12 protein-coding genes and 1 pseudogene are annotated in these 15,110 nt (G+C 71.9%); 11 read left to right on the top strand and 2 right to left on the bottom strand.

Annotated features, from left to right (window positions below; all coding sequences use genetic code 11):
- Nucleotides 1–45: 45 nt before the first annotated feature.
- The 7 genes from CRP55_RS32420 to CRP55_RS32390 all read left to right on the top strand — a co-directional run bounded on the left by CRP55_RS32420 (nucleotide 46) and on the right by CRP55_RS32390 (nucleotide 7,525).
- Entirely contained in the window at nucleotides 46–1,074 is a 1,029-nt protein-coding gene (locus CRP55_RS32420; RefSeq protein ID WP_097325108.1) for a class I SAM-dependent methyltransferase, read from the top strand.
- Between the two features lie 70 nt (nucleotides 1,075–1,144).
- Complete coding sequence (locus CRP55_RS32415) at nucleotides 1,145–3,955, top strand: AfsR/SARP family transcriptional regulator (RefSeq protein WP_097325105.1); 2,811 nt, start codon at nucleotides 1,145–1,147, stop codon at nucleotides 3,953–3,955.
- 77 nt (nucleotides 3,956–4,032) lie between these two features.
- Nucleotides 4,033–4,626: a hypothetical protein gene (locus CRP55_RS32410; protein ID WP_097325103.1), complete on the top strand. Its 594-nt coding sequence runs from the start codon at nucleotides 4,033–4,035 to the stop codon at nucleotides 4,624–4,626.
- Nucleotides 4,623–5,258 (top strand): bifunctional 4-hydroxy-2-oxoglutarate aldolase/2-dehydro-3-deoxy-phosphogluconate aldolase, encoded by a 636-nt coding sequence (locus CRP55_RS32405; protein ID WP_097325101.1) that lies wholly within the window; start codon nucleotides 4,623–4,625, stop codon nucleotides 5,256–5,258. Before CRP55_RS32410 ends, CRP55_RS32405 begins: the two co-directional genes overlap by 4 nt.
- A complete protein-coding gene (locus CRP55_RS32400) occupies nucleotides 5,255–6,178 on the top strand; it encodes a sugar kinase (RefSeq protein ID WP_097325099.1) in 924 nt (307 codons plus the stop codon). The genes CRP55_RS32405 and CRP55_RS32400 overlap by 4 nt, the downstream gene beginning before the upstream one ends.
- 156 nt (nucleotides 6,179–6,334) lie before the next feature.
- A complete protein-coding gene (locus CRP55_RS32395; RefSeq protein ID WP_097325097.1) occupies nucleotides 6,335–6,661 on the top strand; it encodes a dihydrofolate reductase family protein in 327 nt (108 codons plus the stop codon).
- Nucleotides 6,662–6,745: 84 nt separating this feature from the next.
- Nucleotides 6,746–7,525 (top strand): hypothetical protein, encoded by a 780-nt coding sequence (locus CRP55_RS32390; protein ID WP_097325095.1) that lies wholly within the window; start codon nucleotides 6,746–6,748, stop codon nucleotides 7,523–7,525.
- On the opposite strand, the gene CRP55_RS32385 is transcribed toward CRP55_RS32390, so the two are convergent.
- Nucleotides 7,513–9,804 carry a putative bifunctional diguanylate cyclase/phosphodiesterase gene (locus CRP55_RS32385; protein ID WP_245923525.1) on the bottom strand — a complete coding sequence of 764 codons (2,292 nt, stop codon included), beginning with the start codon at nucleotides 9,802–9,804 and terminating at the stop codon, nucleotides 7,513–7,515. The genes CRP55_RS32390 and CRP55_RS32385 overlap by 13 nt on opposite strands.
- A gap of 168 nt (nucleotides 9,805–9,972) precedes the next feature.
- Here CRP55_RS32385 and CRP55_RS56640 point away from each other — a divergent pair.
- The 3 genes and pseudogenes from CRP55_RS56640 to CRP55_RS32370 form a co-directional block, all read left to right on the top strand.
- Nucleotides 9,973–10,329: pseudogene (locus CRP55_RS56640) on the top strand (N-acetylmuramoyl-L-alanine amidase); the annotation flags it as partial.
- Between the two features lie 690 nt (nucleotides 10,330–11,019).
- On the top strand, nucleotides 11,020–12,456 hold the full coding sequence (locus CRP55_RS32375; protein ID WP_245923524.1) for a peptidoglycan recognition protein family protein: 1,437 nt from the start codon (nucleotides 11,020–11,022) through the stop codon (nucleotides 12,454–12,456).
- Nucleotides 12,457–12,499: 43 nt separating this feature from the next.
- The gene (locus tag CRP55_RS32370) at nucleotides 12,500–12,865 is read left to right on the top strand and encodes a VOC family protein (protein ID WP_097325089.1); all 366 of its coding nucleotides are present in this window, start codon (nucleotides 12,500–12,502) and stop codon (nucleotides 12,863–12,865) included.
- Here CRP55_RS32370 and CRP55_RS32365 read toward each other — a convergent pair.
- On the bottom strand, nucleotides 12,862–13,500 hold the full coding sequence (locus CRP55_RS32365; RefSeq protein ID WP_097325087.1) for a TetR/AcrR family transcriptional regulator: 639 nt from the start codon (nucleotides 13,498–13,500) through the stop codon (nucleotides 12,862–12,864). The genes CRP55_RS32370 and CRP55_RS32365 overlap by 4 nt on opposite strands.
- Nucleotides 13,501–13,550: 50 nt before the next feature.
- Between CRP55_RS32365 and CRP55_RS32360 the strand changes: the two genes are divergently transcribed.
- The gene (locus CRP55_RS32360) at nucleotides 13,551–15,101 is read left to right on the top strand and encodes a CocE/NonD family hydrolase (protein WP_097325085.1); all 1,551 of its coding nucleotides are present in this window, start codon (nucleotides 13,551–13,553) and stop codon (nucleotides 15,099–15,101) included.
- The last annotated feature ends 9 nt before the right edge of the window (nucleotides 15,102–15,110 follow it).

The following is a 15,110-nucleotide window of genomic DNA, read 5'->3' as shown; positions in this document are numbered from 1 at the left end:
TTGAAGTCAAGCGCCCCGCACGTCACATCCGTGACGGTGTGACGCATGACTTTCAGCGAGAGATTTCTCAACGCCCTGATCGGCGCGGCCGAGCTGTTCACCGTCGAACTGGGCCGGGAGCTGGGCCTGTACGCGGCGATCCGGGAACGGCCGCTGTCGCCGGCGGAGCTGGCCAAGGCGACCGGCATCGACGAACGGTACGCCCGCGAATGGCTCGAACAGCAGTCCGCGGCCGGTCTGCTGACGGTCGAGGGCGACGCGTACGCCCTCGCCCCCGGCCTCGACGCGGTCCTGCTCGACGAGGGCGGCCCGGACTATCTGGGCACGGCCGGCGAGTTCGCGCTCGGGCTCGCCCTGCTCACCCCGCGGGTCACCGAGGCGTTCAAGACCGGAGAGGGGATTCCGTACGCCGATTACGGGCGCCACATTCGGCACGGGATCGCCGCCTTCAACCGCCCCATGTTCGACCACCTGCTGACGACAGCATGGCTGCCGGCGGTCCCGTCGATCGAGACCCGCCTGCGGTCGGCGCCGGGCGCCCGAGTGCTCGATCTGGGCTGCGGGGCCGGGCATTCGTCGATCGCGCTGGCCCTGGCCTACCCGGCGGTGTCGGTGCGGGGCGTGGACCTGGACGAGGCGTCGGTCGTGGAGGCCCGGTCGGCGGCGGCGAAGGCGGGCGTGGCCGACCGGGTGAGCTTCACGCTCGGTGACGCGGCCGAGGCGGCGGGCTCGTACGACCTGGTGACCATCTTCGAGGCCCTGCACGACATGGGCGACCCGGTCGGTGTGCTGAGGCGGGCCCGCGCGTCGCTGGCTCCGGGCGGCAGCGTCTTCATCGGCGACGAACGGGTGGCCGACGAGTTCACGGCGCCGGCCGGCGAGATGGAGAGGCTGCAGTACGCGTTCAGCGTGCTGCACTGCCTGCCGGCCACCCGGGCCGAGAACCCGGTGCTGGCCAACGGCACGATCCTGCGCGCGCCGACGCTGCTGGGGTGGGCTCGCGAGGCCGGCTACGAGGACCCGCGCGTGCTGGACATCGAGAACGATTTCTGGTGCTTCTATCGATTGAGCTGACGGGATTCTGTCAGGCGGGCCGGACGATCGGGGGAACCGATCATGACGGCGGTGGTCGTACGGTCGGCGGGTGTTCGTCCGGATGCTGGGTCCGTTCGAGGTGAGCGGGCCGGACGGGCCGGTCGCCGTGACCGCCGCCAGCCGGCGCACGGTGCTGGCCCTGCTCGCCCTGCACGCGGGACGGCCGGTCGGGGTGTCCACGGTGGTCGACGCTCTGTGGCCGGACGGGCCGCCGCCGTCGGCTCGCAACAGCCTGCAGTCCCACGTGACGCGGCTGCGGTCGGCCCTCGGCGGGGCCGGGCTGATCTGCCTCGATCCGGCCGGCTATCGGCTGGCGGTGCCCCGCCGGGCCGTGGATGTGCTGGTCTTCGAAGACCTCGTCCGTGATGACGCGACGCTCGGGGCCGCGCTGGAGCTCTGGCGGGGCACGCCGCTGCCCGAATTCGAGGGCGAGCCCTTTCGCGGGGTTGCGGAGCGGCTGGTGTCGCTGCGGCGCGAGGCTTTGGCGCGGATGGTCGCGCGCTCGTGGGGACCGGCGCGGGCGCCCCGGGAGATGGCGAGCGCGCCGGCGGACAGCGGCGGCCGGACCGCGCCGGACCGCGCACCTGAGCGCAACGGAACAGCCGGCTATGGGCGCGCCGTGGATGCGGTCGAGCGCCTGGCGGAGGAGGCCGCGGCCGAGCCGTGCTGGGAGCGGGGCGCTCTGGTGCTGGCCGAGGCGCTGGCCCGGGACGGGCGGCGCGGGGAGGCGGTCGAAGCACTGCGGCGGCACGCGGATGCCGTGGTGGATCGGCTCGGGCTCGACCCGGCCGAGTCGGTGCGGCAGCTGCAGGTGGCGATTCTGCGGGGCGAGCTCGATCCGGACGCCGCGCGCGGGCCACGGCCGGACGCCCCGGTCGCCCGGCCGGTCGAGGGCTCGGCCCGGCGCGTACCTCTGCGGTTCTCGTCTTTTCTCGGCCGTGACGCGGAGCAGAAAGAGCTCGCCGAGATGTTGCGGGCGCCGGGCCTGGTGACGGTCGCCGGGCCTGGTGGTGTGGGCAAGACGCGGCTGGTCGCGGAGACCGTGCGGGCCGCGACCCGGGTGGCGTGGATCGATGCCGCCGATGTGTCTGAAGGGGACTTCCTCGAGGCCGTGGCGGTGGGTGTGGGGGCGCGGATCGGGGCGGCCGACGATCCGGTCGCCGTCATCGCGACGGCGGCCCGCGAGCATTCCGTGGTGGTGCTGGACAACTGCGAGCACGTCGTGGAATCGGCGGCGGTGGTGGTCGAGGCGATGCGGGACACGCGGGTGGTCGTGACCAGCCAGGAACGGCTCCGCGTGGACGGGGAGCGGGTCCTGGAACTGGCGCCGCTGAACGAGAGGGCGGCGGCCCGGTTGTTCGTCGAACGGTCGGGCGGAAAGACGGCGAACGGGGACGTGGAGGAGATCGTGCGGCGGCTGGACCGGCTGCCGCTGGCGATCGAGCTGGCGGCGGTGCAGGCGGCGGCGCTCGGGGTGCCGGAGCTGCGAGCCCGGCTGGACGACCGGCTCGATCTTCTCGTACGGGGCCGGCGTACAGCCGACGCGCGGCACCGGACGCTTCGTGCGGTCGTGGAGTGGTCGTTCGGGCTGCTGGACGAGGCCGGGCGGATCGTGATGCGGCGATTGTCGGTCTTCGCGGGCGCCTTCACCGTGGCCCAGGCCGAGGCGGTCGTCGACGTGCCGCGGGCGGCGGCCGTCATCGCGGCGCTGGTCGACCGGTCGCTCGTGGTGCGGCACGGGGCCGGCCGGTTCCGGCTCCTGGAGACTGTTCGGACATTTGCCGCGGAAGGGCTCGGCGACGACGACCGGCGGTCCACCGAACGGCGGCACGCGGCCGAGACGGTGGCGGCGGCGCAGAAACTCGACCGGCAGCTGCGCGGGCCCGATCAGGCGGCGGCGGTCGCCGCGATCGACGAGCTTCTGCCCGATCTGCGCCTCGTGGCCGCCCGGGGCGGCCCGGAGAGACGAGAGCTGGCCGCCGCCATGTACCGCTACGGCTACCGGTGCCAGCAATACGAGGTGCTGGCCTGGGGCCGGGACACCACCGGAAATTCCGACGCGCTCGCCGCGGCCGCCACCCACGCCTGGGGCCGAGGCGATTTGCCCGAAGCACGCGAGTTGGCACTCCGGGAGGAGCCACTGGGAGCGCCGGCCCACGAGGTGCTCGGCGACGTGGCCCTGGTCCTGTGCGACCCGGCGGCGGCCCGCGAACACTACCGGGCCATGGACGGCGAGCCGGTCCACCGGGTGTCCGGCCTGGTCGGCGAGGCCCTCGTGGCCGCCTGGTCCGGGCACACGGCACAGGCGGCCGATCTGGCGAACGAGGCGGTCACCCTGGCCACGGCCACCGGCAACCCGGGCGCCCGGGCCGAAGCCCTCTACGGCCTCGGCGAGGCGCTGGGCGACACCGACCCCGCCCGCGCCCTGAAGCTGCTCGACGAGGCGGCCGCGCTGGCCGCCACCGTGGACGACCGGCTCTTCCGGGGCGCGGCCGAGACCGCCGCGGTGGCCATCCGCAGCCGGCACGGCGACCCGGCCCAGGCACTCGCCTCCTTTCGCGAAGTGCTCGGCCTGTGGCGGGCCGTCGGCAACGACACCCTGCAGGCGGCGGCGCTGCGCAACCTGGTCGTCCTGCTCGTGCGGGTCGGCGAGGACGAGACCGCGCTCCTGGTCGACGCCGCCCTGCCGGGCACCGGCGTCTACCCGGCCGAGGCGGCCCGGCTCGACCGGGCCCGGGCGGCCGCCGCCGAGCGGCTCGGGCCCCTCCGCGCGGCCGCGGCGAGGAAGCAGCGCACCACGACCGTGTACGACGAAGCGTCACGGGCCATCGACGCTGCGCTGTCCCGGATGGCCGGATAGGTGGTAAATGGTCGCCGGGCGGTCACGATCCCCGGCCGCGCCGAGCCCGCCGGGCGCGGCGTCGATACCGTTAGCGCGTGTCTGAGATCCCGTGGTGGGGGCTGCCCCTCATCGCCGCCGTGTTCGCCCTGGCCGGAGCCGCCACCGTCCAGCTCGTGACCGCACGTAACGACCACCTGCGCAGTCGCCGCCGGCGCACCCGCCGGTGGTACGAGGAGCGCAAGGCGGCGTACGTGGCCCTGCTCGCCGTCTTCGAGCGCGACACGTACAGCCTGCGCACCGCCTACGACGCCGGGACCAAGCCGGCCTCACCGCTGGCCTACGTCGACGAGGTCGGCCCGGCGCTCATGCAGGTGCGGCTGCTCGCCTCCGGGCCGGTGCGCAGCGCCGCCCTGGCCGTCCACGTCCTACTCCAGCAGCTGCACGGCGAGATGAACCCGGCCGCCGTCCCCGGCGTACAACCGCAGATTCATTTTCGCGAATTGCTGACCCAGGTGCCCCTCGTGATGCAGCAGTTCGAGGCGGCGATCCGCGAGGAGCTGCGGATAGAGGCCACTCCGCCGTCCGAGTCGACGCCGCTCAACGGGCGCGGGCGATCGCTGCTGCGACGGCAACCACAAGCTCGGCCCCTAGAGGGTTCCGCCGATGTCCGGCAGGATCTACAGGCGTGAGCGAGAGAAGCGAAACCACCGCCGCCGTCATCCGCAGCGGGATCGTCGCGATTCTGCGTGCGCCCTCCGCCGACTACTTCTCCGCCGTCGCCGAGGTGCTGGTCGACTCGGGCATCACCGCCATGGAGGTCACGCTGACCTCCCGCGGCGCCATCGAGGCCATCGCCGGGCTCCGCCGCCAGCTGCCGTCGTCGGTGGCGATCGGCGCCGGCACGGTCCTGACCGCCGACGACGCCAAGGCCGCGGTCGGCGCCGGTGCCGAGTTCCTCGTCTCGCCGGTCGTCGACGCCGAGCTCGTGGCCGCCTCCGAGGTGCCGTTCTATCCGGGCACGAGCACACCCACGGAGATGTACGCGGCCTGGCGCGCCGGCGCGGAGCTCGTGAAGCTCTTCCCCGCCGCCGGCCTGGGCCCGTCCTTCCTGCGGGACGTCCGCGGGCCACTGCCGCAGATCCCGGTCATGCCCACCGGCGGCATCAAGATCGAGGACATCGCCGACTGGCTGTTCGCCGGGGCCAAGGCCGTCGGCATCGGCTCCCCGCTGATCGGCGACGCCGCGTCCGGCGGCAACATGCACGCCCTGGCCGCCCGCGCGCGCCACGCGGTCAGCGCGGTGGCGTTCGCCCGCTCATGACGCTTTTCACGTTCGGTGAAACCATGGGGCTGGTCGCCGCCGACGGCATCGGCCCCTTGACGTACGCCAAAGGTTTCTCCTTCGGCATCGGCGGCGCGGAGAGCAACGTCGCGGTGGGCGTCGCCCGCCTCGGCGGCGAGGCCACCTGGCTGGGCCGGGTCGGGCCGGACGCGACGGGCGCGCTGATCGCCGAGCGTTTGACGGCGGCGGGTGTACGCACCCTCGCCATCACCGACGAGTCGTTCACCGGCCTGATGGTGCGCCACAAGCGGTCGGCCCAGTTCGCCCAGGTCGACTACCACCGGGCCGGCAGCGCCGGCTCGCGCCTCTCCCCGGCCGACGTGCCACCGGCCGAGCTGACCTCGGCCGGCGTCGTGCACGTCACCGGCATCACGCCGGCGCTGGGCGAGACGGCCCGCGCCGCCGTCTTCCAGTCGATCGAGACGGCCAACGCGGCCGGCGTGCCGGTGTCGGTCGACGTCAACTACCGCTCCAAGCTGTGGAACCGCTTCGACGCCGCCCCGGTCCTGCGCGACCTGGTCTCCCGGGCCGACGTGGTCTTCGCCTCGCCCGAGGAGGCCGCGCTGTTCGTCGACGCCGACGACCTGCTGGGCGCCCTGGCCAAGCTGGGACCGTCCGAGGTGATCGTCAAGGACGGCGCCCGCGGTTGCCGCGCCCAGATCGACGGCGAGCGGCACGAGCTCCCCGTCCTGCCGGTGACCGTCGTCGACCCGGTCGGCGCCGGCGACGCCTTCGTCGCGGGCTACCTGGCCGACCGCCTGACCGGCGCGACCCCGGCCGCCCGCCTGGCCACGGCCATCGCCGCCGGCGCCTTCGCCGTCACGGTCCCCGGCGACTGCGAGGGCGCGCCCACCCGGGCCGAGCTGGCCGCGCTGACCGGAGACGACGTGCATCGCTGAGGATGCGCGGGGTACCCCTGCCCCATGCGCATCGGAAACACGGAGGTCCGCGTCCTGGGCGGCCCACTCGGCTGCCTAGGCATGATCCTCTTCTCGATCCTGGCCTCAGTCCTGCTGACCCTCCTGCTGAACGTCATCCTGTGACCGACGCGCAAGGTGGCCCTGTGCTCGCTGCTGTCCCTCGACGGCGTGGCCGAGCGCCCCGGCCGGTTCCTCCGCGACTTCGACCAGGTCGTGGACGACAACTTGGCCGAGGTCATCGCCTCGCAGGACACCGTGCTGCTCGGCCGGCGGACCTACGACGAGTGGGCGCCCTACTGGCCGGTGTCGGGCGTTCCCAAGTACGTCTTCACGGCCAAGGAACCGGATCTCGAGTGGGCCGGGACCACAGTCGTACAGGAAACCGCGATTGACTTCGTCCGTGATCTGAAAGCCCGCCAAGGTGGAGGCGTTTTGGCCCACTATGCGGCAAAGGCCTCCTGAGCACGCGGCCCGATCCAGGTGGGTCTATGGTGTCGGCGCGAACCCTCATGATCGACCGCGGTGAGGGGCGATCACGGAGGAACGATGAGAACGCGCCGGACCGTCCTGCTCGTCGCCGCGCTGACGGGAACCCTCCTCGCCGGCTGCTCGAAGCCCGCTCCGAAGACCCAGGCCCCGGTGGCGCCGAGCCCCTCGGCCTCGGCGATCACCGCCAGCGGACTGCCGACGCTGCCCGAGGCGCGGCAGGACTTAACGGCGGCGATGAACCGGCTCGGGACGACCACGTACAAATTCGCGGTGGCCGGCGACTACTGGGACAAGCAGAAGTTTCGGGCCTCGGGCGTGCACGACCCGAAGGCCCACCGGCTGTCACGGACCACCGTCATCTCCGGCGGCCCGGACGCGGAGACCGCCAAGCTCGTTCTGATGGACGAACACCAGTTCACCACGACCGGCTCGTCCGGGGTGTGGACGCACGCCGACCTCACCGCAATGCCGGCGAACAACGAGTACCGCCACATCGACGCGGCGGATCCCATCGGGCTCGGCCGTTTCGCGACCACCCTCACCACCGTGCGGCGCACCTCACCGCACGCGTTCCAGGGCAACGGGTTCATCGAATTCCGTCGCGGCGAGATCGCCTACCTGCCGCTGGGAGCGCCGGTTCTGGTCGGTACGGGCCGCGGCTTCGTCGACTTCACCGCCACGACCGACGGGCAGGGCCGGATCACCTCGATCCGCACCGAGCTCAAGACCAAGAACGGGACGCTGACCGACACCGTCACGTTCCGCGACTTCGGCATCGAGGTGACCCCTTCCAAGCCGGCGGGGGCGCGGAACGTACCGGCCTCCTACGAGAGGTAGGCCGCCTCCTGGGGCTGCGGGCGGATCCAGTGGGTCAGGTTCTCGGGGCGGTCGGCCTTGCCGTAGAACCAGCCCTGGATCAGGTCGCAGCCCTGGCCGTACAGCCAGTCCCGTTGGGCCTGGGTCTCGACGCCCTCGGCGACGACGCGGTGGCCCATGGCGTGGGTCATGGCCAGGACGGCGCGGACGATGGGCTCGTCGCCGTCGTCCTGGGAGACGCCGATGCGGCTGATGAAGGCTCGGTCGATCTTCACGACGCCGACCGGCAGGCGGTGCAGGTAGCTCAGTGACGAGTAGCCCGTGCCGAAGTCGTCGATGCACAGCACCACACCCAGCGAGTGCAGGGCGTTCAGGGTGAGCAGCGCGGTCTCGATGTCCTCCATGACGCCCGACTCGGTGATCTCGAGCCAGAGGCTGGACGGGGCCAGGCCGGTCTCGCGCAGCAGCTCGTCGACGATGTTGACCAGGGAGCCGTCGCGCAGCTGGCGGACCGCCACGTTGACCGAGACGTGCAGCTGGCAGTCGCCGGGGCGGCGCATGGCCTGCCATTCCAGCAACTGGCGCACCGACTCGCGCAGCAGCCACTCGCCCATCTCGACGATCATGCCGGTCTCCTCGGCGATCGGGATGAACTCGTCGGGGCGTACGAAGCCGTGCTCGGCCGAGTTCCAGCGCATCAGCGCCTCGAAGCCGTCGATGTCACCGGACCGCACGTCGACGATGGGCTGGAAGTGCACGGCCAGCTCGCCGCGCTCGCCGGCGCCGCGCAGCGACTGCTCGAGCTTGACCCGGTCGCGCACCTGCTCACGCAGGGACGTGTCGAACAGGGCGACGGCGTTGCGGCCGGAGCCCTTGGCCTTGTACATGGCGGTGTCGGCGTCGCGGATCAGCTCCAGGGCGTGCGCGCCGCCGTGCGACTTGGCCACGCCGATCGAGGCCGAGATGACCACCTCGCCCACCGACAGCTTGAACGGGCGGGCCAGCTCGACCAGCAGGCGCTCGGCCAGCGAGTCGGCCAGCCGCAGGTGGGACGGGCTGGCCAGGGCGACGACGAACTCGTCGCCGCCGATGCGGGCCACGATGTCCTGCGTACGGACCTGGGCGCTGAGCCGGCCGGCGACCTCGCAGAGCAGCTCGTCGCCGACACCGTGCCCCCAGTGATCGTTGATCATCTTGAAGCGGTCGAGGTCGATGAAGAGCAGGCTGATCTCCTGCCCCTCGTCGGCCACGCGGTCGGCCCACGAGGCCACGGTGTCCGACAGCAGCTCCCGGTTGGGCAGGTCGGTGAGGGCGTCGTGGGTGGCGCGGCGGCGGTTGGCCCGCTCGGCCCGCACCCGCGAGTTGTTGGAGCGGACCACCCGCACGAGCACGGCCAGCACGACCAGCGCGCACAGCAGCGCCCGGACCAGGTTGTTGGCGACGCTGCCGAGCGGCATCAGGGTGGCGACGACGGTCGGCACGACCATGACGGTGGCGATCACGGCCAGCCGCACGCGGCCCAGATCACGGATGACGATCTTCTGGGGCTGGGTGAGCGTACGCATGGACGGGTGCAGCGCCGCGGCGGGAATGGCCACGAACATGGCGGCGAAGAGCACGTCCACGACATGCTGCGGCATCGAGATCATCTCGGCGTCGCGCAGCGTGAAGAGCAGGTCGGCCACGAACATGTCGGCCGAGGCGACCACGAGCAACCACAGCGCGGGCTGGCGGGCGCCGCCGGCCAGCATGAGCTGGGCGACCAGGACGAGCAGCACCACGTCGATGATCGGGAAGAAGGCGTCGACCACCCGGATGACAGTGGTGCCGGAGCCGTCGACGGCCGGGGCGATGACGAAGGTCCAGGTCAGGAACGCGCCGGCCAGGCCGACGAGCAGGGCGTCGATGCGGGCCGGGTCGTCGTCGGCCGCGCGCCGGCGGCGCAGCATGCCGCTGAAGGCGGAGCCGAGGAAGAGGTACGCGGGCACGACGAACGCGTTCGGGATCAGCGCCATGGTGGTCGGCGGGGTGGTCATCGTGCTCGGCACGGCGGCGCGGATGACGCTGGCGATGACGAAGAGGTACGCGGCGTAGCGGATGTGCCGCCACGGCTTCCGCTGGTCGGCCGGAAGGAGCCGGTCCGGCCCGACGTGCAGGGCGACGACGCCGCAAACCATGATCAGCACGAAGGCCGGTGTCTGGGCCCAGACGGGCCCGAACGCCAGGATCGCGAGCAGCACGGCGCCGAGCGCCAGGTGCAGGCGCACTGCGGACGGGCCGAGGCCGCGGACGTTGGTCATGTCCATGTTCATCGGCAGGGAAACCCCGGTTGTAAAGAGGGTGTGATGCACCGGCCGTTCGGACATTTGGCCCCAGATCCCGGGGGATTTGACCGACTTTTCCGGACGAGCGCGGCATCGACCGGCAAGGTGTCACATGGCCGATGAACCAGCACCACAGGGGGACATGTGCACCGGAATCGGACGAAGACCCGAGCGGCGACAGCGCTGCTCACGATAGCCGCGGGCACACTGATCCCGCGAACCACAGCCGCCGCACCCGCGGCGCCACCACAGTTGCAGACCGTCGCCTTGAGCGGCTCCGCCGTGGCACGCCCACAGACCAGCCCGTTCAGCCTGCTGGGCGTGACCTGGTCCGACCCGGCCGCCACCCTGAGCGGCACGCTGCGGGTGCGAACCCGGGAGATCTCCTCAGGCCGCTGGTCGGACTGGCAGACCCTGGAGGCCGACAGCGTCTCCCCCGCCGACCACCGAGGCTCGACCGACCCCCTGTGGGTCGGCCCGTCGAACGGCATCGAGGCCCGAGTGGTCGGCGCCCGCAGCCCGCTACCCGCCGGCCTCCGGGTGGACCTGGTAAACCCGGACACCCCGCGCGCCTCGACGCCCGCATTCACCACACGGGCGGCATCACCCGCGCTGACCGCGCCACCCGAGCTCACCACAGCACCCGAGCTCACCACAGCACCCGAGCTCACCACAGCACCCGAGCTCACCACAGCACCCGAGCTCACCACAGCACCGGGACTCTCCACGGCACCCACTCTCTCTACGCGCACCGACTCACTTCTCTCGCCCGACAAATCCGAAAAGTCGGGCAGAAGGGAGGGGGTTGACGCGGGTCTGGGAAGCGCGGGCCGGGAAGGTGAACGCGCGGGCGCAGGAAGCGCGGGCGCGGGAAGCGCGGAAGCGGGAAGCGCGGAAGCGGGACGCGCGGAAGCGGGACGCGCGGAAGCGGGAAGCGCGGAAGCGGGAAGCGCGGAAGCGGGAAGCGCGGAAGCGGGAAGCGCGGAAGCGGGACGCGCGGAAGCGGGACGCGCGGAAGCGGGACGCGCGGAAGCGGGACGCGCGGAAGCGGGACGCGCGGAAACAGAGCGCGCGGAAGCAGGGCTCCGTGTGGCGTCGCGGAAGGGGGTGGGTCGGGCGGCGGTGGCGGTTCCTGTGCGGCCTGTGCCTCGGCTTGTTACGCGGGCTCAATGGGGGGCCAACGAAGGGATCGTGCGTGGCGCGCCCGAGTACACGGGGGCCATCCAGGAATTCTTCGTGCACCACACGGCTACCGGGAACAGCTACTCGTGTTCGCAGTCGGCGGCGATCATTCGGGGGATTCAGGCCTATCACGTTCGCAGCCGTGGGTGGGACGACATCGGGTACAACTTCCTCGTCGACAAGTGCGGGACGATCTACGAAGGGCGTGGCGGCGGCGTTCAGATGCCCGTGCTCGGCGCGCACACCATGGGCTTCAACACTGATGCCAGTGCCATTGCCGCCATCGGGACGTACGGCGGGTCGGGGGTCTCGGCCACCGTCCGGCGGGCCATCGCCACCGTCGCCGCCTACAAGCTCGGCGCGGCCGGGAACCTGCCCAGCGGGCGGGTCGTGCTCACCTCCGGCGGCAGCAACCGCTACCCGAAGGGTGCGCGGGTCGAGATGTGGCGGATCTCCGGGCACCGCGACGCCGGCCGCACCGACTGCCCGGGCGACAGCCTCTACCGGCAGCTTCCCGCCATTCGGGCCATCGCCGGTGGCGCGCCGGCCGGGTTCCGGCTGCTGAGCATGCAAGGCACTTGGCCGTACGGGGGAATGTGGTTCACCAAGGGCACGATCACCCCTCGCTGGGACACGCGCACCGCGAGCGCACTGATCAACCGCTTCGAGGTCTACGTGGACGGGGTGCTGGCCGCGGCCGTGCCCGGCACGCACCGCACCACCTCGCTGACCGTCTCGCCCGGCAAGCACGCCGTCTCGATCCGGGCGCTGCACCTGTCGGGCCGGGTCGCCGGGATCACCACCACGGTCTACTCCGACGCTGTCGCGCCCGTCTTCGACAAGGAACCCGATCTCGTGCTGCGGCCCGGCGCCATCGGGGCCACCGTGCCCGTACGCCTCGACTGGAAGGCCACCGACCCGGGCGGCCTGATCTACGTCGGGCTCACGAAGCCGGCACGGACCAACCTGTTCACCACCACGACCAGCCGGAACTTCGCGGTCCGGGCCGGCGCGCCGGCCACCTACGCGATCGTGGCCGGCGACCGGGCCCGCAACACCGTGAACGCGTCGGTCACCCGTACACCTGTGGTCCTCTCCGAGGCCGCGTCGCAGCGGACCGGAACCTGGCGTCTCCTGAACAACTCCGCCTATCTCGGCGGCACCGCGCTCGGTGCCTCGACGGCCGGGAGCAGCGCCACCTGGACCTTCAGCGGCAGCTCGGTCGCGCTCGCGTTCAGCCGGGGGCCGAAGGCCGGCAAGGTGCGGATCTTCGTGGACGGGCAGGCGCAGAGCACGGTCGACCTCAAGGCCACCGGGCCGCTGAACCGGCAGGCCGTCTGGTCGCGCTGGTTCGGCGGCAGCGACGAGCACACCGTACGGGTCGAGGTCGAGGGCACCGCCGGACGTCCGGGGGTCGCGATCGACGGGCTGGTCTACCTCAAGTGATAACTGACAGAAGGTGTCAGCCTCTGGGGGAAGGATCGGTGCCATGAGTGGATTCGCGACGTTGGCAATGATCAACCTGGACGCGGCCGACCCGGCCGGGCAGGCCAGGTTCTACTCCGAGGTGCTGGGCTGGAAGGTGCTGCACAGCCAGGACGAGTACGCGATGATCGGCGACGGCTCGTCCAGCATCGGCTTCGGCCAGGTGCCGGGCTACTCCGGACCGGGCTGGCCCCAGGAGAGCGCGCCCAAGCGCTACCACCTCGACTTCTACGTCGAGGACCTGGACAAGGCCGAGGAGCAGGCGCTCGCGCTGGGCGCCACCAAGCCGGCCGAGCAGCCGCAACCGGACCGCTGGCGGGTGCTGCTCGACCCGTCCGGTCAGCCGTTCGACATCTGTATCAAGAGCTAGTTCGCGTGATCACGGGCCTGGGTGACCAGGCCCGTGATCATCCAGTCGGCGATCCGCTCGAAGGTCGTCTCCCGTGGTCCGGCCGGTGCGGCCAGCGCCGCCGCCAGATGCGGGAAGTCGCCGCTCGCCACCGCCTCGCCGATGGCCGCCACCTGATCCTCGGCCGGGGCCTGAGCCGACAACTCGGACGTCACGAAGGACGCCACGAAGCCGGTCACGAGAGCGATCAGCTCCATCCGGGTGGCCCCGTCGAGACCGGTCGGGGCGAGCGCCGCCAGCCCCTGCTCCAGATATTCGAGGGTGTTGCGGCCCGTGAGGCTGCGGTTCGGCAGGGCCGACGGCAGCCACGGATGTGCCAACATCAGCGCCCGCTGCGATCCGGCGATGGCCAGCAGATCGGCCCGCCAATCCCCCGTCAGCTCCACGCGCGTGGCCGTGCCGCCGACGCGATCCACCATCAGGTCGATGAGGAAATCCCGGGTGGGGACGTACGTGTAGAGCGACATCGCCCCCGCCCCGATCTCCGTGGCGACCCGTCGCATGGTGACCGCGGCCAGCCCTTCCGCGTCGGCCAGAGCGACCGCCGCGTCCACCACCTGGTCACGCGTGTGCGACGGCGGTCTTCCGCGAGCCATCGATGCCTCCTATTATTTCTAGTACAACGTACGGAAATGAGGATCGCCCGATGGAAAGACTGCCACTGTTCCTCCGACTGCTGCGACGGCGGACCCGCAACGGGCCGCCCGCCCGCTACGACGTTCGCCGCGAGATGGACCTGGCCGTACCCGCCGCCGACCGGAGCCCGATGCTGACCGACCACTACGCACCCGTCACCGGCGAGCCCTGCCCGACCGTGATGATCCGCGCCCCGTACGTGCGAAGCGGTTTCCCCTGGAACTACCTCTACGGTGTGCTCTTCGCCGAGCAGGGCTTCCACGTGCTGTTGCAGAGCACCCGCGGCGCCGGCGGCTCGGGCGGCACGTTCCACGCCTGGGGTCACGAGACCGAAGACGGGCGCGCCACCGTCGAATGGCTCCGCAAGCAGGACTGGTTCACCGGTGAGCTCTACACGCTCGGGGCCAGCTACATGGCGTACACCCAATCGGCCCTGGCCCTTGATCCACCGCCGGAGTGGCGGGGCGCGGTCCAGCAGGTCGGGCACAACGACCCGCACGACTTCTTCTGGCGAGGCGGGGCGTTCGGTCTGGAACGCGCGCTCGTCGGCGGGCTGGCCCTGTTCCAGTCGTCGGCCCTGACCAGCGGCGGCCTGCTGCGGGCGGCGCTGCGCCTGAAATTCCGGCTGCGCCAGGCCACCCACGACCTGCCACTGCTCGACGCCTATCCGCGGGTGCTCGGGGGCCGCCGGCCGGCGTTCGAGGAGTGGCTCGCGCATCCCGAGCCCGAGTTCTGGCGCGACGCCGACATGACCGAGGTGGCCGGCGCCATGGAGGTGCCGGTCAGCCTCTGCACCGGCTGGTGGGACCTCTCGATCGACCAGACCCTCGACCAGTACGCCCGCCTGCGCGCCGCCGGCCGCGACGTCGACCTGCTGATCGGCCCGTGGACCCACACGTCCAGCCTGGAGAAAGGCTGGTCGGAGATCTTCCCGCAGGCTCTGCGCCGGCTACGCGGCGAGCAATCCCCTTATGCCGTACGGGTTCACGTGGGCGGCACCGGCGAATGGCGCGACCTTCCCTCCTGGCCGCCACCGGGCACATTCCCGTCAGCGGTCCCGATGGTCACCGAGCCCGCGACCTTCCACTACGACCCGGCCGACCCGACCCCGTCGATCGGGGGCCCGCTCCAGTCACCCACGCAGGGCCAGGTCGACAACGCGGACCTGGAGAAACGCGCCGACGTTCTGCTCTTCACCGGCGCCCCGCTGGAGGAGGCGCTGACGGTGATGGGCCCGGTGTCGGCCTCGGTGGACGCGACGACCACGGCCCCGAGCGGCGACCTGTTCGTCCGCCTCTGCGACGTCGACCCGTCCGGCCGCTCCCTCAACATCTGCGACGGCCTGACCCGCATCCCCGCCTCCGGGCCCACGCTGATCGACATGGGCCCGGCGGCACACGTCTTCCGCCCGGGACATCGCCTGCGCCTGCTGGTGGCGGGTGGAGCGCATCCGCGCTACCTGCGCAACTACGGCACAGGAGAGCCGCCCGGCCCGGCCACCCGCATGATCGCGACCGACACGACGATCCGTACGGCAGAACTGAATTTGACCTTGGTTTAGCGCTCCTCG

This window comes from Paractinoplanes atraurantiacus (assembly GCF_900215205.1).
Classification (GTDB): Bacteria; Actinomycetota; Actinomycetes; order Mycobacteriales; family Micromonosporaceae; genus Actinoplanes; species Actinoplanes atraurantiacus.
Note: the sequence above shows the minus strand (reverse complement) of the source record. Positions and strands in the feature narration are given on the sequence as shown.